At 70.5% G+C, this 23656-nt stretch carries 25 protein-coding genes; 19 read left to right on the top strand and 6 right to left on the bottom strand.

Annotated elements, in window-relative coordinates; all coding sequences use genetic code 11:
- The first annotated feature begins 838 nt into the window (after positions 1-838).
- The 3 genes from ACLQ2S_RS24765 (at position 839) to ACLQ2S_RS24755 (ending at position 3546) form a co-directional block, all read left to right on the top strand.
- Positions 839-1993, top strand: a complete 1155-nt coding sequence (locus ACLQ2S_RS24765; RefSeq protein WP_425703225.1) for an FAD-dependent monooxygenase — start codon at positions 839-841, stop codon at positions 1991-1993.
- Positions 1994-2024: 31 nt separating this feature from the next.
- Positions 2025-2375: a histone-like nucleoid-structuring protein Lsr2 gene (locus tag ACLQ2S_RS24760; RefSeq protein WP_155221952.1), complete on the top strand. Its 351-nt coding sequence runs from the start codon at positions 2025-2027 to the stop codon at positions 2373-2375.
- A gap of 175 nt (positions 2376-2550) precedes the next feature.
- Complete coding sequence (locus ACLQ2S_RS24755) at positions 2551-3546, top strand: MarR family transcriptional regulator (protein WP_425703222.1); 996 nt, start codon at positions 2551-2553, stop codon at positions 3544-3546.
- Between the two features lie 154 nt (positions 3547-3700).
- Here ACLQ2S_RS24755 and ltrA read toward each other — a convergent pair whose 3' ends face one another.
- Positions 3701-5497 (bottom strand): group II intron reverse transcriptase/maturase, encoded by a 1797-nt coding sequence (gene ltrA, locus ACLQ2S_RS24750; RefSeq protein ID WP_425703220.1) that lies wholly within the window; start codon positions 5495-5497, stop codon positions 3701-3703.
- A 655-nt stretch (positions 5498-6152) separates the two neighbouring features.
- On the opposite strand from ltrA, the gene ACLQ2S_RS24745 reads away from it, so the two are divergent.
- From ACLQ2S_RS24745 to ACLQ2S_RS24715, 7 genes are all read left to right on the top strand, one after another.
- Complete coding sequence (locus tag ACLQ2S_RS24745; protein WP_425703218.1) at positions 6153-6800, top strand: diguanylate cyclase domain-containing protein; 648 nt, start codon at positions 6153-6155, stop codon at positions 6798-6800.
- A 139-nt stretch (positions 6801-6939) separates the two neighbouring features.
- Positions 6940-7170, top strand: coding sequence for a hypothetical protein (locus ACLQ2S_RS24740; protein ID WP_425703216.1), 231 nt, complete (start codon positions 6940-6942; stop codon positions 7168-7170).
- Positions 7167-7454, top strand: coding sequence for a hypothetical protein (locus ACLQ2S_RS24735; protein WP_425703214.1), 288 nt, complete (start codon positions 7167-7169; stop codon positions 7452-7454). Before ACLQ2S_RS24740 ends, ACLQ2S_RS24735 begins: the two co-directional genes overlap by 4 nt.
- Before the next feature lie 135 nt (positions 7455-7589).
- The gene (locus ACLQ2S_RS24730) at positions 7590-8027 is read left to right on the top strand and encodes a hypothetical protein (RefSeq protein WP_425703212.1); all 438 of its coding nucleotides are present in this window, start codon (positions 7590-7592) and stop codon (positions 8025-8027) included.
- Positions 8028-8048: 21 nt separating this feature from the next.
- Complete coding sequence (locus tag ACLQ2S_RS24725; RefSeq protein WP_425703210.1) at positions 8049-8351, top strand: hypothetical protein; 303 nt, start codon at positions 8049-8051, stop codon at positions 8349-8351.
- 639 nt (positions 8352-8990) lie between these two features.
- Positions 8991-9620: a hypothetical protein gene (locus ACLQ2S_RS24720; protein WP_425703208.1), complete on the top strand. Its 630-nt coding sequence runs from the start codon at positions 8991-8993 to the stop codon at positions 9618-9620.
- A 281-nt stretch (positions 9621-9901) separates the two neighbouring features.
- Complete coding sequence (locus ACLQ2S_RS24715; RefSeq protein ID WP_425703206.1) at positions 9902-10213, top strand: hypothetical protein; 312 nt, start codon at positions 9902-9904, stop codon at positions 10211-10213.
- On the opposite strand, the gene ACLQ2S_RS24710 is transcribed toward ACLQ2S_RS24715, so the two are convergent.
- From ACLQ2S_RS24710 to ACLQ2S_RS24700, 3 genes are all read right to left on the bottom strand, one after another.
- On the bottom strand, positions 10167-10478 hold the full coding sequence (locus ACLQ2S_RS24710) for a hypothetical protein (RefSeq protein ID WP_425703204.1): 312 nt from the start codon (positions 10476-10478) through the stop codon (positions 10167-10169). The two genes, ACLQ2S_RS24715 and ACLQ2S_RS24710, sit on opposite strands and share 47 nt — an antisense overlap.
- Positions 10479-10927: 449 nt before the next feature.
- A complete protein-coding gene (locus ACLQ2S_RS24705) occupies positions 10928-11296 on the bottom strand; it encodes a hypothetical protein (protein ID WP_425703202.1) in 369 nt (122 codons plus the stop codon).
- Positions 11293-12285: a HEAT repeat domain-containing protein gene (locus ACLQ2S_RS24700; protein WP_425703200.1), complete on the bottom strand. Its 993-nt coding sequence runs from the start codon at positions 12283-12285 to the stop codon at positions 11293-11295. The genes ACLQ2S_RS24705 and ACLQ2S_RS24700 overlap by 4 nt, the downstream gene beginning before the upstream one ends.
- Positions 12286-13218: 933 nt before the next feature.
- Here ACLQ2S_RS24700 and ACLQ2S_RS24695 point away from each other — a divergent pair.
- From ACLQ2S_RS24695 to ACLQ2S_RS24680, 4 genes are all read left to right on the top strand, one after another.
- On the top strand, positions 13219-14301 hold the full coding sequence (locus ACLQ2S_RS24695) for a peptidoglycan DD-metalloendopeptidase family protein (protein ID WP_425703198.1): 1083 nt from the start codon (positions 13219-13221) through the stop codon (positions 14299-14301).
- A gap of 102 nt (positions 14302-14403) precedes the next feature.
- Positions 14404-15075 carry a hypothetical protein gene (locus tag ACLQ2S_RS24690; protein ID WP_425703196.1) on the top strand — a complete coding sequence of 224 codons (672 nt, stop codon included), beginning with the start codon at positions 14404-14406 and terminating at the stop codon, positions 15073-15075.
- 77 nt (positions 15076-15152) lie between these two features.
- Positions 15153-16247, top strand: a complete 1095-nt coding sequence (locus ACLQ2S_RS24685; protein ID WP_425703194.1) for a DUF4314 domain-containing protein — start codon at positions 15153-15155, stop codon at positions 16245-16247.
- 99 nt (positions 16248-16346) lie between these two features.
- Positions 16347-16829, top strand: coding sequence for a hypothetical protein (locus ACLQ2S_RS24680; protein WP_425703192.1), 483 nt, complete (start codon positions 16347-16349; stop codon positions 16827-16829).
- A 50-nt stretch (positions 16830-16879) separates the two neighbouring features.
- Here ACLQ2S_RS24680 and ACLQ2S_RS24675 read toward each other — a convergent pair whose 3' ends face one another.
- Positions 16880-17059, bottom strand: coding sequence for a hypothetical protein (locus ACLQ2S_RS24675; RefSeq protein ID WP_425703190.1), 180 nt, complete (start codon positions 17057-17059; stop codon positions 16880-16882).
- Between the two features lie 117 nt (positions 17060-17176).
- Here ACLQ2S_RS24675 and ACLQ2S_RS24670 point away from each other — a divergent pair, with 117 nt between their 5' ends.
- From ACLQ2S_RS24670 to ACLQ2S_RS24650, 5 genes are all read left to right on the top strand, one after another.
- Complete coding sequence (locus ACLQ2S_RS24670; protein WP_425703188.1) at positions 17177-18337, top strand: AAA family ATPase; 1161 nt, start codon at positions 17177-17179, stop codon at positions 18335-18337.
- Between the two features lie 36 nt (positions 18338-18373).
- Positions 18374-20011: a VWA domain-containing protein gene (locus tag ACLQ2S_RS24665; protein ID WP_425703186.1), complete on the top strand. Its 1638-nt coding sequence runs from the start codon at positions 18374-18376 to the stop codon at positions 20009-20011.
- A 233-nt stretch (positions 20012-20244) separates the two neighbouring features.
- Entirely contained in the window at positions 20245-20922 is a 678-nt protein-coding gene (locus ACLQ2S_RS24660) for a hypothetical protein (RefSeq protein WP_425703184.1), read from the top strand.
- Positions 20919-21461: a hypothetical protein gene (locus ACLQ2S_RS24655; protein WP_425703182.1), complete on the top strand. Its 543-nt coding sequence runs from the start codon at positions 20919-20921 to the stop codon at positions 21459-21461. Before ACLQ2S_RS24660 ends, ACLQ2S_RS24655 begins: the two co-directional genes overlap by 4 nt.
- 97 nt (positions 21462-21558) lie before the next feature.
- Positions 21559-22401 (top strand): DUF4262 domain-containing protein, encoded by an 843-nt coding sequence (locus ACLQ2S_RS24650; RefSeq protein ID WP_425703180.1) that lies wholly within the window; start codon positions 21559-21561, stop codon positions 22399-22401.
- 312 nt (positions 22402-22713) lie between these two features.
- Here ACLQ2S_RS24650 and ACLQ2S_RS24645 read toward each other — a convergent pair whose 3' ends face one another.
- The gene (locus ACLQ2S_RS24645; protein WP_425703178.1) at positions 22714-23259 is read right to left on the bottom strand and encodes a hypothetical protein; all 546 of its coding nucleotides are present in this window, start codon (positions 23257-23259) and stop codon (positions 22714-22716) included.
- Between the last annotated feature and the right edge of the window lie 397 nt (positions 23260-23656).

Genomic DNA, 23656 nt, shown 5'->3' with positions numbered 1-23656 from the left:
TGTTCCACGTCTAGCCATGGCTGTACATGAGCGTCGTGAGCACTGTCAGCGTGCTGAGCGGACCCGCCGGTCCTCGGACTCCTCGAGAATCAAGCCAACGAGGTTGAGCGACTTTCAATCCCCGTGGTCTTCCTTGCTAATGCCGCCGTAGGTGTCTAGTACTCCAGCCGCAGTCCAGCCGAACTGGTGGACCACAGCAGCGCGTCCCCACTCCGGGAATTGCGCACGCCCGAATAGGTGCCCTGCGCCAGTCGCGACCGCATCCGCCACCAGCCCGCGAGAAGAGTGAGTCGACGAGGTGCACCGCCAGGGCGGCCACGACAGCCACGAGCTGACCAGGTAACCCCTAGCGGCAGGTAGATCCTGCGGATCCGGGTCGCCGCCGACAGCCACGCCACGGACCACGGTGGTCGCCGAGGCCTCACCCGCTAACACCTGAACGGTCATCGCCGCCAATCGGGCGACGGCGCGCACCACACCACGCCGACCTTGCTGGACGTGACCGCCCCTGACCCCGTTCTCCGCTGGAGCGCTGCGGCGTGTGGGGCGGACCCTTCCCGCGGGGCCGCTGTCCACCATGCCTGGTCGGTAACAGACCGGGTTGGCGGTCCTCCGCGCCCGATCCGCTGCCCGCACGACGCCGTCGCGCTGCCGACGTCACCTAATGGCCTCCATCGCACCTCCGCACCCTCTTCGTCGAACCGCAACCGGCGGCCCATCGCCGCTGACACGGTTCGGCACCGCACGACCAGGCCGATGCCCGGCCACCCGCGCACTCGCGCACACCCGGGCACGGCCGTGCCCGGGTTCCCGCCCGCCCTACCGAAGGGAACCCCTCATGACAGCACCTGTCAGGCCGGCCTGCGACCTGCAGCCCGCCATCGCCGTCGTCGGCGGCAGCCTCACTGGCCCGGTCACCGCGTTGCTGTTGCTTCAGGCCGGATTCGACGACGTCACCGTCTTCGAGGCCGCGCCGGCGTCCGCGCCCCTGGGCGGCGGCCTCATCGGCCTGGAACATCCCGCCCTCGACGTGCTCGACCGCCTCGGCATCGACCAGCGCGAGTTCGTCGCCCACGACTCCGAGGCCATCGTCGAGATGAGCATCCGCGACCGCCGCCCCGCCGAGACCATCCGACGCACCTACCCGGGCCGCAACACCACCTGGACGCGGCTGCACCAGGCGCTGACCCGTCGCCTACCCGCTGGCGTCCTCCAGACCGGCATGAAGGTCACCGCCCTGACCGAGCGGGCCGGCCGGCCGGTGCTGCGGTTCCGTGACGGCCACACCGCAGCCGCCGACCTGGTCGTGTTCGCCGACGGCCGCTCCTCCACCGGCCGCCGGCTCCTCGATTCCGAGCGGACCCTGCGGTACGCCGGCTACGTCGCCCACCGCGGCATCGCCGACATCACCCCACCTGCTGGGCTGCGGGACTTCCTGCGGCTGCAGCCCTGCCCCGGCGTGCAGTTCAACCTCGCCCCGGTACCCGGCGGCTGCGACTGGACCTTCTACCTCGACTGCACCAGCGGCGAGTACGCGCGGCGGTTCGGCGCCGAGCCCACCCGCCGGGTCTTCGCCCTGCCCCGGCACGTCAGCCCCGCCGCCCGCGCCCACGTCGACACCCACGCCGACCTGCTCCTCCCGGCCGAACACGCCGCGCTCGTGCGGGCCACCAGCACCCGAATGGCGGTACCGGTCCTCGACATCACCCCACCAAACCGCATGGTGTGGCCGGTCGGCGCCGGGCATGCCGTCCTGCTCGGCGACGCCCTCGCCCCGGTCCGCCCGCACACCGCCCGAGGCGCCAACAACGGCATCGAACAAGCCGCCGGCCTCGCCGCCGCCCTCACCCAGCACCGCAAGTACGCCGCCGACCTGCCCGCCGCCCTGCACGGCTGGCAACGCCGACACCTGCCCGCCGCCGTCGCCGCCCTGCACCGCGGGCCCGTCATCGGCCACCGGCTCGGCCTCGGCACCCACCAACCCACCCCGTAAACCGCACCCTCCAAAGGAAGGAGGTGGCCTTATGGCCACCAAGACCACCGCGATCCTCGTCGACGACCTCGACGGCTCCACCGACGACGTCGCCACCTACCAGTTCGCCTTCAACGGCGTCACCTACGAGATCGACCTGTCCGCCAGCAACTTCGACCGGATGGCCGCGGCGTTCGGCCCGTTCATCACCGCCGGACGCCGCCTGCCGAAACAGCCCCGGGCACCACGGCGCCAGCACGGCACCGCGACCGGCCGCACCCAGAGCCAGGAGATCCGCACCTGGTGGTGGACCACGAACTGGCAGGAGCTGAACCTGCCCCGGCCACGAACCGGGGGCGTCATCCCCGCCGCCGTGCGCGACGCCTACCACGCCGCGCACTGACCCCGGTCACTAACAGGCCGCCCGGCGAGTGATCACCGGGCCGCACGCCCGTGCGTCGCCACAGTCCCGCACTCCGGGCAGACGACTTGATCAAAACCCGAACCGAAGCGTGCATCAGTGCACACGCCTCACTCAACAACCCCTGCCAACGGCAGGAGAAAGGGGACCCGCGCCCATGACCAGCACCCCCACCAACACGACCACCGATACGGCCGCACCAGCGCCACTGGCACCCAGCGTCGCGAAGGTCCTCGCCGCGCTGCACCGCCTCGGCGAGGCCACCGCCGCCACCATCGCCACCGAAGCCGGCCTCGGCTACTCGACCACCACCCCGAAACTGCGCACCCTGGAAACCGCGGGACTGGCCGAGCCCACCCGAAACGACACCGGACGCAGCCTGTGGCGGCTGACCGACACCGGCCGCCAGCACGCCGAACAGGGCGATCACGGCCAGCCCGCACCCAAGCCCGCCACCCGCGACACCGACACATCCGGCACCGCCGCAGGACACGGGCCGCGTGGCGACGACATGCAGGACACCGGAGAAGCTGCCGGACAGGACCACGACCAGCCCCCACCCGCCGAGGTTCCCGCCCACGGGCAGCCGGACGCCCCCGAGGCGTCGGTATCGCCGGCTCCTGGTCATGTCGAGGCAGCACTCGACGAGGCCGCTGAAGCCGAGGACACCGAAACCGAGCACGGCGACGACAGCGACCGGTCGACTGCCGAACCCGAGGTGCCGGTCACAACCGGCGACACCGACCCGGCCACCGGAACGCCGCCCGCAGCAGACGAAGCGGACACCCGACCAGCCACACCGGACAGTGTCCCTGCCGGCACGGCCACCGACAGCACTACGGGCGAACCCGCTGTGGAAGCACCCACCCCGCCGGCCACGGAGGCGGCGGGCGAGGCGGCACAGCCCTCTACCCGGCGGGCGTCGGGCACCCTACGCGGCGCGATCCTCGACATCCTCGAGGCCAACCCCGGCCAGCAGTACAAGGTCAGCGAACTGTGCAAGCTGATCGACCGGGCCAACGAGGAAACAGAAGCGAAGAAGGCCAGCGCGGGCGCCGTCCACAACGCCGCCGTGAAACTCGTCGCGACCGGCCGGGCGATCCTGGCCGCCGAGAAACCCGCCACGTTCACCCTCGCCGACTCCACCGCCTGAACGACCCCGCCAGCCGGTAGCCCGGAGGCGGGCGTCGAACTTTGCCGGAACCACGCCCGCCCCGGTGCTCCTTCACCGACAGTCGGGTAGCCCCGTCGCGTCGCCGTGACGGGGCCCCCTCAGAACCGGGCGTGCGACTTTCACCGCACCCGGCTCAAGCAAGCCCCACAGGCTCGCGGGTCTCTTGCGGTGCTGGTCTCCTGCTGGCGGACGTGCGCCGCCGGCAGTGAGCGTGAACGAGACGCGGTTGATCATCCGGGCCGCCGTCCCCTGAGACGATGGCCTTGCGGCTCATCGCTTTGCGGGTTCCGCGCAGCCACTGTTCCCACTGTTGCGGACTCTGTGGCTGCGTGTCGGCGTGTAGCAGCAGGTCGTCGCAGTAGCCGCACCGCCCGTGCTGGGCTTGAAGTAGGCCCAGGGTGAGGCGGTTGACTGGGAGCGACGATCGGCTGCGGCGACGCCGGGCGTTCCAGTAGTCGGTCAGGGCCGGGTCGTCAACGGACGCCGAGCCGATGACCATCTGATGCCGGACGATCTTCGTCCAGCGGAACTTGAGTAGGTATGCGCCGCTGTCGCGGTCGCCGAACACCCACCGCGTTCTGCGGGACGGGTTGAACTGGCCGAAGTACCGGGACACGATCCAGCGTTTCGGCTTGTTCGGGTGGCGGCGTAACGCCCACCTGTAGGTCAACTGCCACAGGTAGTGGTCCAGCCGGCTGAAGACCTGGCTGGACACCGCCGTCCGGTAGTAGGCCGCCCAGCCGCGCACGATCGGGTTAATCGCGCCGACGATGGCCGCGACGTTGGCTCCTCGCAGAGCCCTCGTCTCGGTGCGCAGCCTGTGCCGGATGCGTCTCACGGCCGCGTCGCTGGGTTTGATCAGCAGCTTGTCGCGATAGCGGCGGACGTTGAATCCGAGAAAATCGAAGCCGTCTTCGAGGCGGGCGATAGCCGTTTTGTCCTCGTTGAAAGCCAGCCCTCTCGGCGTCAGCCATTCGGCGAGCCGCGCCTTGACTTCTTCAGCCTCGTCACGCGAGTGGCATAAGACGACGAAGTCATCGGCGTATCTGACCACCAGTGGGTGCCCCATCAGCACTTCCGCGTTTGAGCGGACTTGACGATATCGGACACCTGCGGCTTGCTCTAACCCGTGCAGCGCGATATTCAGCAGCAATGGGCTGACAACCCCACCCTGGGGAGTGCCTTCCTCAGTAGGGGACCATCGGCCCTTGTCCACCACTCCGGCTTTCAGCCACCCAGCAATTGCTTCCCTCGCGGGAAAATTACCGAGAGACGTGAGCAGGAATTGGTGGTCGATGCGATCGAATGCCGCCTTGAGGTCCGCGTCCAGCGCCCAGAGCCGCTTGGCTCGGGGTCCTCGCACGGACTGGTAGATGGCGCCGATCGCGTCGTGGCAGCCGCGTCCGGGCCGGAAGCCGTACGACTTCGGCTCGAACTTGGCTTCCCACTCCGGCTCCAGCGCGTTGACGACCTGCGCTTGCAGGACCCGGTCAACGATGACCGGGATGCCGAGTGGGCGCTGCTTGCCACCGGCTTTCGGGATGAACACCCGCTTGACCGGCCGGGCCGTCCACAGGTTCGCCTCGTGGTGCACCCACCGGGCCAAGTCGGCCCGGTCTTCCGGGTGCAACGCGACGCGCCCGTCGATCCCGGCGGTCTTGCGGCCAGCGTTGACCTGCGTCGTGCGCCGCACGCTCAGCAGCGTGTTGGCCCACGACCGCAGCATCAACTTCTGCAAGTTGCGGACCTTCTTGAGGTCCCCTGCCCGCGATGCCGTGAAGATCCGCTGCCGCAGACGCCGTACGGACGCCTCCACCGAAGACCAGTCAACGGTCTCCCAGTCGAAGCGCTCGCCCTCCGGTCCGTTCACCGCCGCGCCTACAGGCACAACGGCGTCCAACTTGCCCTTCGGTGCGGTTGTCGTCGTCATCGATCCTTCACAGGCTCACCTGGCCCACGTCAGCACCCTTTCGGGTCCGGGCATCGCCCGTATCCGGCCAGTTATCCGGAAAAGACTGGCGGAGGAGCCAGCCACTACTTCCCGATTTCCTGCTGCCTTTCGGCTGCCGGCATTCGCTTCTTGGGCCATCCTCAGCCCGCTGAGGAATTCAGCCTTCCTCACGGTCGGCTTACCGGGCATGGCACCGGCCCGGACCTCAACGGGATTACCTCGTTCCACACGACCAAGACACGGCCGGGGAGGGTGCCTCCTTTACCCCGAGGGCGGCGGTGTCCCCGCGGCTGGCGCTCCTTCACCAGCCGCCGCCTGCCGCCTTCTCAACGGCCAGCCCTTGTCCCCAGGTCACACGATCCGTCACCCCAGGGTTTGGATCACGGGGCATCGTCGAAGGTTCACTTGCGTTCACCCGTCCGGCCTTCCCCTCGCCTGTGGCCCCCGGACGGCACGGGAGCCCTTGGGCTTCTACCCCGAGCTTCGCACCCCGCCGTTACCAGCGACGCACGTCGGAGCGGAGACGGGCCATCGGACACAAGCCCGGAACTACACCATCAGACGAACCTCCTGATCCCCCCTGGTGCGTCCACTTGGATTCGTGCGACCGCGAATCGCACAGGAGCTATCCGAAGTGTCTCCCATCCTGACCTCAGTCGTCACCGCCGCCGGTGGAATCCTCGCCGGTCTCGCCCTCGCCGGAGCGCTGCTGTGGCGCCAACAACAGGCGCTGACCCGCGCCCGCCACGCCGCCGACCACGACGACACCACCGGCCTGCCCAACCGGAGGGCCCTGCTCGCCGCCGCCGAGCGCGCCGCGCGGCGCGGCGCACCGTTCGGGCTCGTCCTACTCGACCTCGACCGCTTCAAGGCCATCAACGACACCTTCGGCCACGAGGCCGGCAACGACCTGCTCACCGAGGTCGGCCGACGGCTAGCCGCCTTGCCGGGGCCGGTGCGGCTCGCCGCGCGGCTGTCCGGCGACGAGTTCGCCCTGCTGGTCTCCGGCGGCCCCGACGACGTGGTCGCCGCCGCCCGCGCCGCGTGGCGGGCGGTCGGACGCCACCCCGTCGACCTCGGCGAGCACACGGTGGCCCTGGGGGCCAGCGTCGGGTACACCACCGCCGCCCTCGGCGTCGGTCCGCGCACCCTGCTGCACCAGGCCGACATCGCCATGTACCAGGCCAAACAAACCGGAGCCGGGGTCCACGGCGCCACCGCCACCACCGGCCACACCGGGGCGCTGCCAGGCATCCGCCTGCGGGACCTGCGCCGCCGCTGACCGCTCGCGGACACACCAAGAGGACCTCGCGCCCTCGACCTGCGCGAGGTCCTCACCGTGCCCCGCTTCCATCCGCCAGCCCGGCTTTCCCCGTTCTCGGCGACGGTCGCCGACACCCCCGTTAAGGAACGCATCCGCCATGAGCAGCCCTTACACGTACTCGATCGGCGACCGGGTGACCATCGACCCGGCGGTGGCCCACGCCAGCACCCGGGGCGTAACCTACCGAGTCACACGGCTGCTGCCGGTCAACGTCGTCGTCGAACCCGTCGACGGCGGCCGACCCGTGAAGATCAACCCACCTACCTGTGGCCCGCCCCCGCAGGGGACACCACCACCAGCGCTAGCACCGGCGGCGAGTGGACCATGATCCACGAGATGCCGCTGCATCCGGGCACCCTCGTCACCGTTGCCGACATGGGCTGGAAGCAGCCCCCCGGCGAGTTGTACGTGGTGCTGCGCGACACCGGCAACGGCCGCGTCTCCCTCGTCCCGCTCGGCGGCAACAACGGCCGCCACTGGCGCGGCGTCTTTCGCCACCTGCTCACCACCGTCGACCCCACGCGTGACGCCTCGACCTCGAGCAGACCCCCTGAGCAGCGACCCGCGCTGCCGTCCGGGCGGACAACCCACTGCCCGCCCGACACGACTTGACCTTTATCGAGAGGCGAGCGTCGATCAATACTGGTCGTCATCCGTGGTCCGGACATCAGCATTCCCACGGGCCCCGATGCGAGTCGGGCGGCGACCGCGCATGCCCGCGATCCGCCGACCGAAGGGCCACCCGCCATGGCACACCCTGCACACCCCGAGGACCGCAGCCGGCGTCCCAGCGACCGCACCGCAGTGCCGGACGACGTCACCGACAGGCTTCTGTGGGCCCTCGCGATGGACGTCGCTGCTGCCCACCAACCCGGCCCCGACGGCGCCTGCACGAACCTGCAGTGCCGCGGGCAGCACGGCACCTGCTGGGCGCTGCGCACCGCCCAGCGCGCCGAGCAACACACCCGCCGCGCCACCACCACCCTCGCCCCACCGCCTTCGCCGCGCCCCGTTGGAGCCGCACGCGGACGCGCCCCCGTTCCCGCCGCGTCGCGCCGCTTCACCGGCTGGTTCACCCCTGCCCACCCGCCGGCACCCCTGATCCGGCCCGCGCCCGCACCGGACGCGGTGCCGCCGGAATCCCGGCTCCACCGGCGTCCAACCGCAGCGGCACTGGCCGCCTGAGCACGGACCTGGAGGCAAACAATGAATTTCCTACCGAACGACACACTCGCCGGCTACGCCCGCACCGCCGTCGACCTGCGCGCCCGCATGGTCGACTACCACCGCAGCCCGCTCGCGGCGCAGTACCTGCAGGCGTTCTTCGGCAGCCGCCTCACCGACCATTCCAGCCCCAGCCCAGCGGGCATGGCGAAGGTCCTCCACGCGGCCCGCGCCATCACCACCAACCCGTGGCGATTCGGCGAGCCGTACGTCATCGCCGCTGCCGCGGCGGCCCGACCTGACCGGCGAGGTGCTCCCCGCCGACATCGTGGCCGGACGTGGTAAAACGCTCGTCTGTTCGACATCGACCCGATCGCCGCTCAGCTGCAGGCATGTAACCCAACATTCCAAGATAGAGCTGAAGCCCTTGCTCGCGGCCTACCCTGACACAACTGTTCGTCGATGGGACTACGCCGTCGAACTGACTGGATGGCCGCGTGACCGCATGACCGCCGACCCACGGACAGGGCTCGGCGATAGCGTCCTGCTGACGCTGCGCGAGCGGAGTGGACACCGCTGGTGACAGGACGTATACTCTCGCTCCAGTGGAGCGAGCCTCATGGAGGTACCTCCACTTCGGCCTTGGGCTCCTGGGGCCGTGGGGATTCTTGCCTGCCGACTGGCGATCCCCGGCAGGGTTAGCGCCCGCAGGCGATTCGGACCTGGAAGACGTTCAGTCGACCTAGATGTTCGACCGTAAAAGCACCACGCACCGCCCGTAGTCAAGTGTTCGACCGTAAAAGCACCACGCACCGCCCGTAGTCAAGTGTTCGACCGTAAAAGCACCACGCACCGCCCGTAGCACGCGTTCGACCCTGAGCTTCCGTTAGTCGGCAGGAACTCAGCTCCGTACCAGTCTGCATTTACTGGTCGAGCTGAGCTTCCATGAGCCCCTCTCGACCACACGAGTCGAGAGGAGAGGCCGTGGGGATCAAGGACCCCGCCTTCTGGGTCATAGTTGCTTCAAGCTGCGCAGGTATCCGCACCACGCTGTTCTCCACCACGGCTGTCCTGGACTATCTCGCCAGATTGCGTGACGGAGCGCGAGTGTTGGCTGCCGACGCCCATGACGCCTTGGCCCTCCCATACCGGTTGTCCACGGTCACAATGGATCCGGCCAGCGGCACCGTCCGGATGCACAGCCTAATCCAACGAGTTGAGCCGGAGCAGGAGCCCGCTGGCGAAGCAGCACTGGCGGCGTTCACCGCAGCAGATGGACCGCTTGCGATCTGGCCCGAGCAGCCGCAGTCCGACTCCGATGACCAGGCGCTCCACGCCAACGCGCTCGCGCTGTTCGCCTTTCATGGCTACCTGCCCAGGCGGGCCCGCACTGGAGTACATCCAGTGCCGCTCAGGGCCAGCAGCAGCCTCGGCCCGTCGGTCCTGGTCCTCGCCGCCGGCCACCTTCATGGGGTCCGGATCGCCGCGACGGTCAGGCACCTATGCGAGGCCCACCTTGACACGCCGGCAGTCCGCACCCACTTCGACGAATGGCAACCTGTCGTGCCTGGCGGGCTCGAGCTAAAGCGGCACGTGCTTGGGAGGCCGCGGTGACGACCAACCCGCCCCGCCAGGTTCAGTCCCATGACCCACAGTGCCGCCCTGGGAATAGCCAGTCGGATCTCGCTCTGCGGCGGTGCGGCCAGGCCGAGCGCGACAACCAGGGGCACGTGGTGCGATCGGCACCCACTTCGGCCGGCAACGAAATCACTGGGCCCGGACCAGCATCCAGCGACTGCCCGGCACCCGCTGCGCGGCCAGAGGCCGACGTGACCCCCTCGCGTCCGAACGCGACGGCACCCACGAACTTAGCCGATCGGGTGCATCCGCCTGCCGTGCGGGAAAACACCCCACCGGCGGATCGGCTGGATTACGACGACCGGCACGAGACCCGGGCGACGAACGACGACGCCACGCTGAGGCGCTACATCAAGCTGGGCTGGCACAAGGTAGCCATGCGGCTGGGGACCTTCGCCGGTGTAATGCTGTTGTACCTGTGCGCCGTCGTGGTCGCGCTGTGGCTGATCCCGAACGCGACACCGCAAGAAGCGATGAAGATCGCTGGCGCGGCAGTCGCCGCCGGGTCAGGTGGGCTGGCGATCAACGCCCTGCTGGGGCGCGTTCACCGCCGGCGCCGCCGTTGGTGATGGTGCCAGGCGTGGGGTGGGCGTATGGCCGCTGCCGCAGGCGGAGGGGGCGTCCGGCGGCCAGGCCGCCGAGCAGGGCAGTCACCGTTGTGGTGCACAACGCTGCGGTGACCGTCGCGTCGTGCGGTGCCAACCGCACCGCCACCGCACCCAGTGTGATCGCGGGCAGTACGACGACGGCCAGCCACCCGACAGCGCTGCCGGCGCTGCGCACGGCTGTCCCGGTCGGGGTGCGCACGACACTGCCGGGGCTGCGGCGGCTCACGCGGCTCCCTTCACGCTGGTAGCGGTCCCGGCGGCCAGTGTAGCCATGGATGGGGCGGCCGTGGGCCGCCCCATGGTCAAGGGGAAATCGGTGATCGCGGCCAGGGCGCAAACGAAGTTGTCGTCATCTTGAGCTAAGTCCTGGTCTTGCTTGTTCTCGGCTATAACGGAAGCCGTCAACGGCAGCCGGAACTCCAGCCGCGCCTCAGCACCATCAGCGGGTGGCGGATGGCAAACCGCCTCCATCCAGTCAGGCCCGTCGTCACTGACGCGCTGCCTCCGACAGGCGGACCGCAGCACCGGCACCGAATTCCGAACGCCAAGCTCGGCGAGCGCCCAGGCAGCGGAAGGAAACAACAAGTGGAACGGTTTCGTCAGCAGACCGGGCTCGGAGAATCTGGATCCACCGCACTCGGCTGATATCTCTCCCTCCCGGCGGAAGGCCGGCGGTCACCGCTGCGGACGAGCGTTGATCTGCTCGACGGGCGGGAACCGCCGAACGGGTTCCTCGCCGATGGAGTAGGTCTCCAAGCAGGACAGATAGCCCTCACCATCGACGAGTAGCACGACGCCGGCGTAGAACTCGCCGTCACTGATGTCAGCCGATACCGGCGCACCGGACAGCACCGGGGCCGGCGCTGCGGCGTGGTCCACAACAAGGTTGACGGTCGCACAGCCGCAGCTGCACTGACCGTCGACGGTCGCGAACGGCAACTGGGCGCGAAGCTCGTCGCGCCCCGGAAACGGCACCGCCAGCAGACGCGCGATGACGCCTCGTTCGATGTCACTGAGCGGACGAGGCATGTCGCCGCTGGTCATAGCGCCGCCTGCTGGGGCAAGCCGGCGTGGAACCGTAGCAACCGGACCTTGTGCTCGCCCAGGATCGGGCGAGCATGCTCGATCAGCTTGTCGAGTTCGGCCGCACGCTCGCGGGACGGCCCGTGATAGGTCGTAGCCGCCTGCCGATCGAGCCACGCGGTGAGGTCCGCCCGCGCACTGCCACGCAACCGGTCGTCGGGATCATCGATCAGCCGCAGGTTGGTGATCAGCCGTTGCCAGGCGTTCCCTGCCGTCAGAAGCCGGTAGCCCGCGAACCGGACATGAGGCGGGTTGCCCGGACCGAGCAGGGCCTGCAGCATTCCCGGGTCAAGGATGCCGAGGTCGTGTCGCAGGGCGACCACCACCTGGCGGGTCACCGCTCCAGACTCGTCGCGCAGCAGTGGTACCAGTTCAGCCGACGGGGCCACGCCGAGGCGACGCAACGCTCGGACTGCTTCGACCCGACCACGCGAACGTGGATGCGCCAGCCATCGCCGAACCAGGCCGGCGTCCTCGGCGTCACCGGTCTCGCCCAGCCCGGCAATCACCCCCGGCGCCGGTGGCTCCCACCCGGCGAGCAGGCGATAAGACTCTGCCGGATTGGCGCCGCTGCGGCGGAGCGCGGCCTGAGCGATGGCCCGCACCAGGGGATGCCGATCAGGCAGCGCCGCTTGAGCCGCCCTCAGATCACCGACTGCGGTCACGGCCTGCAGCGCCTCAGCCCGCACCAGCGCAGTACGGCTGACCAGCAGCCCACGCAGCTGAGCCGGACTCGTCGCGGACTCCACGGCAACCCGGGCGCACAGGGCCCGAATCGGCAGGTCGTCGTCCTTCATCGCGGCCGTTGTCAACCGGCGCAAACTCAACAGCCCCCCGCTTGTCGCAGCGCGGTACGCCGCCCGCCGGGTCCGGCGATCCCGCGCTATCAGCAACGGCTCCAAGCCATCCAACGGCAGGTCCCGCAGAACACCCTCCACGCGCTCGGCCAACCAGGCGCCCTCACCCCGACCGCGCAGGGCGAACGCCATCTCCGCCAGCTGGGCCAACGACCCCTGCGATGACGACAGCCAACCCTGCACCGCACTCCTTGCCCGCTGACGCACCTCAGCGACCCAGTCGACCGTCCGAAGCGTCAGCACCGCCAGCGCCGCCGGGTGCGCGTGATCCGCCAGGTGAGCGACCGCCGCCTCACGGATCCGCCCGTCACGGTGGCAGCCAGCTATGACCAAGTGCAGTAGATCCACCTCACCGTCAGCCAAGTCCGCCGCGAGGCTCCGCGACCAGCGCGGCGCCGACCACCACTGCTCCCGCAGCGCTCCATCCACCGCCAACCACCACCGCGCCTCGGCGGAACCAAGCGCATCCACGGCCGCGGCCCGCATACCCGGCTCACCATCGCGGGCCACCGTCAGCAACCCGGCAGAGAACTCCGCCGGACTAACACCTCGATCGAACCCGCCAGCCCCAGCACGCAGCCACTCGACGGGCGGCAGCTCAGGCAGATAGTCACGTTCAGGCAACTCGCTCGAGCCGACACTCATATCGCGCAGCCACCGCCGCAACGTCGTCCCCAGCGACACGCCCACCGACGCCTCCGTCCCTGATCACCATGGTCGCGGCCATTCTGTCGCCCTCGCGCCGACCGAACGACCGCATTCCCGCAGCGCCACGGTGACGACGCAGCGGCGGCCCGGCAATCAACCGCAGGGCATAGCCCATCGAAATCGATGACCTTCGTGGTGCGGAGAACGGGCCCCGACGGGGCGCCCCTGCTGCACGGCGAGAAAGTCGCCGTCCTCGCCCGCTGATTCCCGCACCCGCCCGAAGGCCGCGCGACGCCTCTCCAAGCCCGCGCGGCCTTCGCCGTCCCCGCGCCCCACCCGCCCGCCGCCCCCCGCCCTGCTGTGAAGGAGTGACCCGTCATGACCATCCGCGTGCTGTCCTGGATCGCCATCGGGGTCGCTGGCGTCCTGCTGCTGTGCTCCGGGCTGGCCACCACCCTGCTCTTCAGCGGCGGCGCCGGTGCCTGCGGTATGCCCGCCAGCGTCACGGCCACCGCCTCGTCGGCAGCGCACGGCCCCGCTCAGGACGGGATCGCTCCGATCGGTGAGTGGAACGCCGAGCAGGTGGGCAACGCCGCCACCATCACCGCCGTCGGCGTGCGCCTCGGCGTCCCGCCGCGGGGCTGGGTCATCGCCGTGGCCACCGCGATGCAGGAATCCTCCCTGATCAACATTCCGGGTGGGGACCGCGACTCGGTCGGCCTGTTCCAACAGCGACCCTCCCAAGGCTGGGGCACACCGGGACAGTTGCACGACCCGCAGTACGCGGCGACGACGTTCTACCAGAGGCTGCAGGCCGTCGACGGCTGGCAGGCGATGCCGCTGATGGAGGCCGCCCAGGCGGTGCAGGTCAGCGCCTTTCCCGATGCCTACGCGAGATGGGAGGGACCGGCCACCCAGCTGGTCACCGCGATCGCCGACACCGCCGGTCTACCCACCGGCGGCCTGGCCGGGTGCGGGGCCGTCGGCCCGTGGACGCAGCCAGTCCTCGCCCCTGTCGGATCCGGGTTCCGTACCGGTGACCGGCCGGGCCACGACGGCGTCGACCTCAGCGCCCCGCGCGGCACCGTCATCCGCGGGGCGTCCGCCGGGACCGTCCGCACCGTCCGCTGCGACGCCGTCCACGCCGACACCGGTGCCGAATGGGGCTGCGACCGCGACGGCGACCCCGTTCTCACGCGCGGCTGCGGCTGGTACGTCGACATCGACCATGCCGGTGGGCTGCTCACCCGCTACTGCCACATGGACCAGCCGCCGATGGTGACGGTTGGGCAGCCGGTCGCCGCTGGCCAGCCCATCGGCGTCGTCGGCTCCACCGGCCGCAGCTCCGGTCCGCACCTGCACTTCGAGGTGCACCAGAACGGCGATGCCAGCCCGAACGGCGCGATCGACCCGGTGCCCTTCATGGCGGCTCAGAACGCCCCGCTCGGCACAAGGCCCTAGAGGCGATGCCGGCGGATCCACGGTCACCCCAGCTCGGCTGCCGTCCCGCCCGGGACGACCGCCGCAACCCCCACCCACACACCCCTTGAGGAGGAGAGGCACGTGAGCACACCCACGCTGATCGGCGTTGCCGCGTTCCGCGGCGGCTACACCGCCCGCTTGATCCAGTTCGGCGAGGATCCGCAGGTTCTGGTGCCGCTGCTGCGCCGGATCTGGACCGACACGTTCGGCCGTGACACCGACGCCATGGCCGCCGCGCTGCTGGCCCGCAACTGGTGGTCCCTCGCCATCAACCCCAAGCCCCGCCCGTGGGACCGGCAGCCGCCCGTGCCCGGGCTGGGCTACCCGGTCGTCACCGAGGACGACACGAACCGGCGGGGCTCGCTGCGGGAAAACGTTGACGGGTTTCTCGAGTGGCTGTATCTGCTGCACCTCGACCAGCGGCGGCTGGTGGTGTACGAGGCGACGGTCCACGGCCGCTGGCTGCGGCACAGCGCACACCACCTCGACCCGGTCGAGGAGCTGTTCGTCACCACACCCGCCCTCAACGAGGGCGGCCCGGAGATGACGGTGTGCACCGTCTGCGGCGCGGTCGACGAGATCGACCACGTCGAGGTGCCGTCCATGGCCGGCTACGGCTACGACACCGCCACCACCTGCACCCGCTGCGGCTCCTCGGTCGTCACCGACCCGATGTTCGGCGACCACCTCGTCCGCAGGCCCTGGCCGCCGCAGCAGCCCGCCACCGGTGACGCGACGGGCAGCGCCCGGTGAACACCGACCACATGCCCGCGCCGGCCGCCGATGACGGCGGTCCTTCCACCGACCCCGACGACCGATCGGAGACCACTATGACCAGCTACGAGGCCGGCCAGCGTGTCGCCCTGGTCCACACCAGCGACCCGCACACCCTGCTGCGCCCCGGAGACACCGGCACCGTCCGCCGCCACGACCAGCGGCACAACATCGTCGAGGTCACCTGGGACAGCGGCTCGACCCTGTCGATGTGCCTCGACGCCGGTGACCGCATCGCACCGGCCACCACCCCGTCGCCCACCGGCGATCCGGTCGCCGAGGCCACCGGATGGGCCGCCGCGCTGCAGCGGATGCGCTCCGCCGGTGCCGAAGCCGGACGCACCGCCGCCGAATGGTGGGCGCAGGACACCATCGGCGCCCGCGCCGGCGGCGACACCCGCCTGGCCGCGCGCCGGATCCTGGCCGGCGTCGCCGACGGCGATCCCGCCGCCCTCGACTCGCTGCCCCGCTTCACCTCGGCGGGAGAGTCGGTCGACATCGCCGGGTGGGAGCTGTTCGCCGACGCCACCGGCGACACCACCAGCTGGTTCGGGCTGCGCATCCCGCAGCGCGACGAGGCGATGGCCGTCTACCGCGACGCCTACGACACCGCCGCCACCGACCGTGTCACGCAACTGTGTCACCTCGCGGCCAGCCCCACCGGCCGCGACGTATCCCATCTTCGCCCCGACCGGGTCCGTATCGGCGGCGTCGGCGTGTTCGCGGGCGACTGGGCGCGCACCACCGGCCCCGACGGCGACGACCGGATCGAGGTCGGGTTCGTCGGCACCCTGATCGACCACTGGAACGGGTGGGCGGTGTTTGCCTGCACCCGCGGCGTGGCCGAGGCGATCGTCGCCGACCAGCAGCGTCACCGCGACCAGTACCGCCACCGCCTGCGCGAGCAGGGAGTACCAGTTGACGACCTGGACCGGCGGGTCGACGCGGAACTGGCCGACCTGTCCTTCGACGGCGACGTCATCGTCGCCGACCAGCGCGCCCTGTCCGACGACCCGGACGCCATCGACCGCATCACCCCGGACGGTGACGGCCGGTACGTGGTGATGGGCCGTAGCTGGTGCTGGGAGGCCGTCGACCCGTACGCCTGCGACCGGATCGTCGGCGACCTGCCCGACACCGACCAGGCATAGGCCGACACCCCAACCATGCCGCGTCTGCCGAGGCGGAGCCGAATTCGGCGGCGGCATCCGACACACCCACGACAGGTACGACCGCCTGGAAGGAAACCAGTGACCATCCGTACCCAAGAGGAGATCGTCACCCGGATCCGGGCTCTGCGGGCCGACTGCGGGGACATCTTCGGTTTCCGCGAGGAGGTGCTCGTGGAGGCACTCGACCTCGACCACGCCCGCCAGGTCATCACCCCCCGACATCCCGAGGCGTGGACCCAGCGGGTCGACCACGAGACCTACGCCCGGGACTACCTCGATTTCGCTATCGGGAAGATCCTCGGCCACCGGGGCAACTCGGCGAGCCGGTCGGTGGACAAGCTCAGCGAACTCGCCTGGCTCCTCGGCCGCGACGACATCGTGGCGGCGATGGACCACGCCGGCTACCCGATGTATGGGGCGCCCAAGGTCAAGGCGTTCGCCGACGGGTTCGGCTGGCCGTTGCTCGACGACCTCGACGGCGACGACAGGCTGGCCCTGGCCCGGATGGCCGAGGGACAGCAGTGCGACCCGCAGGGCTGCGAACGGGGCTGCGCCGACTGACCACGACCGCGCCACCAACATCGCTCCCGGCCCTAACCGTGCACACGTAGTCAGCCGGCGATCCCGCATCCCACACCCGCCAACCAATGCGACTTGATCGATTGAACCGGCGGGGGTTCCATCGTCGGCGCCGACACCGCCCGCGCGGCCTCGACACCGACCAGCACGCACCAGCGGCGACCCTGCGCGTCGCCGTAACCCTTCAGCACCACCGGGGTGTGGTCGCCCACCTGCCCGGCCCGACGCGGCCCGGCACGGGGTTGGCCCCACCCGTCTCCGCTGTGCGGTACCCACCGCCCGCGCACCCGGAGACGGGTGCGCGGGCCCGACCCCTGAAAGGCAACTTCATGACCACACCACCCCCGCCGGCCGGTCCACCGCAAAACGACCCGGCCCCGGCCGGCGGCGCCGGCACTTCCGCCACCGAGACGGGCTCCGGCCGGTCCGGCTACCTCTACCGCAAGGTCGCCCTGCACCTGGCCGACCACCCCGACACCATCCTCAAGGTCGGCGAGATCACCCGGGCCATCGGCGCACCATCCTCCGGCGCGGTGTTCGAGGCGCTGAGGAAAATGGCCGCCGCCGGGCACGCCACCCACCACCGCGACCCGCACCACCGCTTCCAGATCACCCAGGCCGGCATCGACGCCGCCGGCACCCTCCCACCCGCCGCACCCCGCACCCCCGCCAGCAGTGGTGGTGGCCGTCGGTCCCGGCCCGTCCCGGTACGGCGACCGAACGGGACGCTGTACCACCCGCGGCGGCTCGGCCGGGGCTGGGACGTCGAGGAACTGCGACGGCTACGCACCCAGCAGGTACCCGTGCTGCTGTACGGGCCGCCCGGCACCGGCAAGACCGCCATGGTCGAGGCGGCGTTCCCCGACCTGCTCACCGTCGCCGGCACCGGCGACACCGTCGTCGACGACTTCCTCGGCTCCTACACCCCGATCCCCGGCGGCGGCTACGAGTTCGTCCACGGACCCCTGGTCACCGCGATGCGCGACGGGCGGGTGCTGCTGGTCGACGACGCCACCCTCATCCCGCCCCGCGTCCTGGCCGTGCTGTACCCGGCCATGGACGGCCGAGGTGTCATCACCATCCCCGCCCACGGCAACGAGACCGTGGAAGCCGTCGACGGGTTCTACATCGTCGCCGGCCACAACCCGGGCGTACACGGCGCGGTGCTCACCGAGGCCCTGGCCTCCCGGTTCACCGTCCACCTGCACGTCACCACCGACTGGGACCTCGCCCGCCAGCTCGGCGTCCCCAAACCCGTCGTGGCCGCGGCGATCGACCTCAACGCCGACCTCGCCGCCGGCAAGACGGTGTGGGCGCCGCAGCTTCGCGAGCTGCTCGGCTTCGTGAAGGTCCGCGACCACCTGGGCATGACCGCCGCCCTAGCGAACCTGGCCGGCATCGCCCCCGAGGACGCCCGCGACGACGTCACCGCGGCGCTGACCCGACACACCGGCACTCCCATCAGCGCGCTCGCCCTCGGCAAGCGCTGACCCCATCCACCTCAGATTCCCGGAAGGAGCCAATCCGTGTCACACCCCAGCACCCACCTACAGCAGGGAGCATCGCCGATGCCGGCCGGCGCCAGCGACTGGCATGACTGGTCCGTGGCGTGGACCCGGCACGTCCCGCTGCTGACCGGCCGTACCGACCTCACCGTCCTCGTCGCCCCCGGCGCCGCCGGTGACGCCCCCGAGTGCTTCTACCCCGACCTGCGCCGCATCGAGGTCGACGCCACCTACATCGCCGACCGCCCCGACATCGCCGACCCGGCCAAGGCCCGGCACAAGCGGCTCGTGCCCACCGGCTACGGGCTGCTCGTGCACGGCGCCGCGCACGCCGCGCACAGCCGCTGGGCCACCCCGCCCGGCACCCCGCCGATCCTCGCCACCGTCGCCGACCTGCTGGAGGAATCCCGGGCCGAAGGCCGCCACCGTGCCCGCCGCCGGGGCGACCGTCGCTGGCTGCGCCACGTCGTGAAGACCCTCCTCGACCCCGACGCGGCGGCCGTCGACGACGCGTGGCACGCCGGACAGCTCGCCGCCCTGCTCCTGGCCCGCGTCGACGCCCGCATCGTCACCAGCAAGGACGTCCGCCCCGTCCGCGCCGCCGTCACCGGCGTCCTCGGCCGCAAACGCCTGCGACAACTGCGGGACATCTGGCGGCAAGCCCACGGCTGCGACGACGCCGATGCCGACACCATGATCGCCCTGGCCTGGCGATGGTGTCAGGTCCTCGGCGTCGACCCCGACCAGCAGTACCACACGCCCGTACCCGACGCCGGCCTGTTCCCCGGCCGCCTCGCTGCGGCCCTCGTCGACTACCTCGCCGCCGCCTACGGCCTCACCCCGACCGAGTACGCCGCGGCGCTGCTGTCCCACCGGCACAGCCCACCAGCAGAGTGGAACCGTACCGACCCGACCGAGCAGGAACACCGCGCGGCCCGCGACCTCGCCAACCGGCTGCGGCAGGCCCGCACCCGCCACCCCGAGCCCGGCCGGCGACCGTCGGCGATCCCACCCGGTCGGCTGCGGACCCGGCAGGCCATCACCGCCGAAGCGCAGACCGCCGCCGGGCAAATGCCGACCGCCGCCCCGTGGCAGCAACGCGCCCAACTGCCGCCGGAGAAACCCCGCTTACACCTGGCGATCCTGGTCGACCTGTCCGGGTCGATGAGCCGCTACACCGAGGCGATGTCCTCCGCCGCGTGGATCTTCGCCAACGCGGCACGCCGCGCCGACGCCACGACCACCACCATCGGGTTCGGCGACCGCACCACCGTCCTGGTGCCCCCACGCACCTACCCCAGGCAGGTGCTGCACATGCGCACCGGGCTGGCCACCGCCACCTTCCCGGAAGCGGTCAAGGTCGCCGACCAACTGCTCGACCTGCGCCACGGCCGCACCCTGCGGATGCTCGCCGTCGTATCCGACGGCTACCTCGACGACATCCCCGCCGGCCAACAACTCGTCACCACCCTGCACCGCGCCGGCTGCGCCGTGCTGTGGCTCCACCCCGCCGACCCACCCACCCCCGGCGAACCGACCGACCCGGACCAGGTCTGGGGGCACACCTTCACCCACGCCACCACCCTGACCGTCACCGACCCGGCCGAGGCCATCGCGGTGATCGCCGACGCCGCCGTCACCGCACTCACCCAGGCCTGAATCCCGGCCGAGCGGGCCGGAGCCGGCAGCCAACCACTCCCACTCCGCGCCGCGGCGCCGCAGCGCTGCACCTGCTGCGGCCCGCGCAGCGCCGCACGCCGGGATCCACGACATACCAGGGCCTGGAATGCGGGGCCGCCACAGGCGGCCCACTCGCATCTCGCGGATGGCCGATGCCGAACGGGCTCGCTGCCGCCCTCGCGACTTGACCATCCCACGCCATCGAAGCGTGCATGCATCGCGTCCTGACCGACCTCGGGTCCGGACGCGGTACGACGCTGCCCATCAAGGAGTTCCTCATGCGTTACGGCACCGACGACGAACACCCCTTCGACACCGACAACCGCGCCTGGCGACGCCTCAATGACGTCACCAGCGAACACTTCGACGCCATTACCTGGAACCGGGAGCCGGACGGCCGGCCGGTCCTGCTCACCCTGCGCGACATGCGTACCGGAGACATGGTCACCCTCGCCGTCCTTGACTCCCTGGAGATCCGCGACCCGCACGCGCTGCTCGCGGTCCACACCAGCGGCGACCTCGGCGCACACGGCCCCACCAGCGGCGCCGAAGCAGCCCACTCCCACGCTGCCACGCTCGCGCTCGACAGCACCACGCTCGCCGTGACAAGGCCCGTACCGCTGCATGACCCCGCCGTAATGGATCTACCCGCCACCAGTTGGGTCGACCTACCGCTCGACCTCGCCGCGATCCTGCGGCCGGCTCTCGACGACGCCCGCACCGCCGTTCTCGTGCTGCTCGACCGCACCGAAGGCTGGCTCGCCGCCGTCGGCCCGTTCCCCAACCACGCCGCCGCCGACACGTGGCAACCCGCCGACGGACCCGGCCGCACCGCCGACCGGCTCACTGTGCCCCTGCACGCGATCACCATCGAGCAGGCCCAGCCGTGACCAGCACCCGACCGCTGGCACACCACGACTCCTCACCGATCGTGGCCATGGACGTCGACGGTGTCCTCAACCCCGCGAACCCGGCCCACGCCGAGACACTCGGCTACCGGCCACCCCGCTACGACGGGCCTGGCCCGGACGGTCGGCACGTCACCGGCACCGTCTGGCTGAACCCCGGGCACGGGCCGTGGCTGCGGGATCTGGCCGAGCGCGCCCAACCGGTGTGGTGCACCAGCTGGAACCACCTCGCCGCCGCATGGATCGCGCCACGGCTCGGCCTACCGACCACCTGGCCGCACGTCCCCGTCCACGCCGGCGGGGTCCGCTGCGGCCACCAGAACAAACTCAGCCCCCTGTGCGCCTGGGCCCTGCGGCGGCCACTCGCCGTCCTCGACGATGAGTTCGGCGGCAAGGACCCCACCACCGCAGACCATCGCACCACCGACGGCGCACCCACCCTGCTCCACCCAGTCGACCCGTACCACGGGCTGCGCCGTGCCGACGTCGACACGGTGCTGACCTGGCTGGGTCAGCTCTGACCAGGCCCTACCGGCACCGAGGAACTCCGTTCACCCGGATTCGCGGGGCCCGCATTCACGGATGCGGGCCCCGCGCCGCAACGACAAGGAGTTGACTATGGACAGCATGTTCGAACCCGCCGACGAACCGGAGGCCGACCGGTCACCCCGACTCGGCGTCGGCGACCCGGAACTACGCAAGACCCGACGGCTCGCCCGCGAATGCGACACCTGCATCTTCAAGCCCGGCAACCCGATGCACCTCGACCCCGGCCGACTCAAGCAGATGGTCGCCGAGGCGCGCGGCGACGCCGGCTACATCATCTGCCATTCGACGCTGCCCTACGCCGGCCCGGTCCCGCCCGCGCTCTGCCGTGGTTTCGCCGACCGCTACCGCACCTGGCAACTCCAGGTCATGGAACGACTCTGGGGCTTCGTCGACGTCGAGCCACCCGACCCGAACTCCGCCCGTACCTCCGAATGCCCAGGAGACACCACTGTGCGTGACATCGACGACTTTTTCCGGCGCCAAACGCAGATCATCGACACCGCCGGCTGGGCCGTTACGCACGTCCTGCCCACCGACGACGACCCTGACACCACCGCCCCGTTCGCCTACACAGTCGGACTCACCGCCCACGACTATCCCGAACTAATCGCCGCCGGGCTGCCACCCGAGGTCGCCCACAGCCTGCTCAACGACCTGGCCCGCCGGGTCTACGACAAGGCCGAACGGTTCACCCACGGCCAGCGCATCACCGACCTCATCGCCGGCTACGACGCCACCATCATCGACGGACCACCCACTGACGAACTGCTACCCGCGATGGCGATCAACCGCTACGGCCGCGACCAGATCCGCCTCCAACAGCTGGTGTGGCCCGACCAGCAGGGCCGATTCCCCTGGGACGACGGATACAACTTCGACCCGCACGCACAGCCGCTGATCGCCCAGCTGTAACAGAGCAGGTCAACCGCCATCCACCGGGGATCCGGGCGCCACAACCGGCGCTCGGATTCCGGCGGCGATCCCAGCTGGCCGTCCCACCTACGGGCACCGTGTCCTCACCGCCGCCGAGATCAACTTACCGTCACCCACTGTGGCGCGAGCTAACCTGCGGCTCCCTGCGCTCGCCGACACCGAGCGAGAAGACGGCTCTCTTTCTGTTGACGGCGAGGTACATCTGGGCAAGAACTGACCCTTGTGCCGGCCAGGATGGGCACGGGGGTTACGTCGACGGCTGATCGATCCCACACCCGGGTGCGGCGAAACCTACCGTTGCTTCCGGCCACCGAGCTGGTAGAGCGCGAGGTCTACCTCACGCGCGGACCATTCGTAACCTTGGCTGGCCAACTCGGCGCGGCATTGCTCCACGAGCGCGAGGTAGCGACCGTAACCACCGGGCCGGCTGTCGAGCATGAGGCCCAACTGCTGCAAGCCTGCATGTGCTCGCCTGTCGTATACGGCGAGCCGCGTCGGCGCCGCTGCAAAGCACACGACCGACGCTAGGGCATCTCCGTGGTTAAACCCCGGCAATGGTCTGAGAGCGGAGCGGGCGGCCACTGCTGCCTCCGTAACCGTTCGTGACTCGTCCTGGGCGGCAGTGACGGCCCGCTCGGTGTGCTGCCGGATCTCCTGCTCGGGGCGGCTCATCAAACGCGCCATCCAAGGGGTGTCCGCGCGTAGTCGCTTCCAGGCGCTCAGAGCCCCCAGGTCGAGCTTGCCCAGACTCCCGGCATCGGCTACCCGGGCAATGACCTGCTCGACGACCTCGTCGTAGGCCGTACTCACCTCGATGGCGTACAGCTCGGCGGCCATGACCAGCCGTTGAACCCGCTCTCCCGGTCCCACTCCTGAAGCGTGGCACAGCCACCCGTATAGGCACCGTGGCCCGACGCGAACATGGCAATGCGCACCACCGTCGCTGGTGGTCCTCCACCGCCCAATTCACGTTCCGCAAGCTGCCCTCGCAGCAGTGGCCGCACAGACCCGTCCCGACGGCTGGCTGTTGTTCGGCTGGACCACTTCCTGGCCCATCGCGGCACCAGTCGGGCACACTCCCGCTTGGTGCGTCGTGTCGCTGACAGGACGGGGCCCGTCCAATCGATAGCGTCAATTGTCCCGAAGACGGCTACTACCCTCGGTCTTTCGCTAGCTGTTGATCAAGGCCGTGATCTGGGCAGTTGATCTTCTCGGTTTGGGGTTGGGTTTCGCG

The sequence above is a fragment of the Micromonospora sp. DT48 genome (genome assembly GCF_049844495.1).
GTDB lineage: Bacteria > Actinomycetota > Actinomycetes > Mycobacteriales > Micromonosporaceae > Micromonospora.
This window is presented reverse-complemented; position numbering and strand designations above follow the sequence as displayed.

Bases quoted from the DNA above. Each gene is read 5' to 3' on its own strand.
- ACLQ2S_RS24725 (WP_425703210.1), top strand. From the start codon at position 8,049: ATGAATTTCCTACCGAACGACACACTCGCCGGCTACGCCCGCACCGCC.
- ACLQ2S_RS24730 (WP_425703212.1), top strand. From the start codon at position 7,590: ATGGCACACCCTGCACACCCCGAGGACCGCAGCCGGCGTCCCAGCGAC.
- ACLQ2S_RS24705 (WP_425703202.1), bottom strand. From the start codon at position 11,296: ATGACCAGCGGCGACATGCCTCGTCCGCTCAGTGACATCGAACGAGGC.
- ACLQ2S_RS24755 (WP_425703222.1), top strand. From the start codon at position 2,551: ATGACCAGCACCCCCACCAACACGACCACCGATACGGCCGCACCAGCG.
- ltrA (WP_425703220.1), bottom strand. From the start codon at position 5,497: ATGACGACGACAACCGCACCGAAGGGCAAGTTGGACGCCGTTGTGCCT.
- ACLQ2S_RS24660 (WP_425703184.1), top strand. From the start codon at position 20,245: ATGCATCGCGTCCTGACCGACCTCGGGTCCGGACGCGGTACGACGCTG.
- ACLQ2S_RS24685 (WP_425703194.1), top strand. From the start codon at position 15,153: ATGACCAGCTACGAGGCCGGCCAGCGTGTCGCCCTGGTCCACACCAGC.
- ACLQ2S_RS24650 (WP_425703180.1), top strand. From the start codon at position 21,559: ATGGACAGCATGTTCGAACCCGCCGACGAACCGGAGGCCGACCGGTCA.
- ACLQ2S_RS24765 (WP_425703225.1), top strand. From the start codon at position 839: ATGACAGCACCTGTCAGGCCGGCCTGCGACCTGCAGCCCGCCATCGCC.
- ACLQ2S_RS24645 (WP_425703178.1), bottom strand. From the start codon at position 23,259: ATGGCCGCCGAGCTGTACGCCATCGAGGTGAGTACGGCCTACGACGAG.
- ACLQ2S_RS24735 (WP_425703214.1), top strand. From the start codon at position 7,167: ATGATCCACGAGATGCCGCTGCATCCGGGCACCCTCGTCACCGTTGCC.
- ACLQ2S_RS24740 (WP_425703216.1), top strand. From the start codon at position 6,940: ATGAGCAGCCCTTACACGTACTCGATCGGCGACCGGGTGACCATCGAC.
- ACLQ2S_RS24670 (WP_425703188.1), top strand. From the start codon at position 17,177: ATGACCACACCACCCCCGCCGGCCGGTCCACCGCAAAACGACCCGGCC.
- ACLQ2S_RS24695 (WP_425703198.1), top strand. From the start codon at position 13,219: ATGACCATCCGCGTGCTGTCCTGGATCGCCATCGGGGTCGCTGGCGTC.
- ACLQ2S_RS24760 (WP_155221952.1), top strand. From the start codon at position 2,025: ATGGCCACCAAGACCACCGCGATCCTCGTCGACGACCTCGACGGCTCC.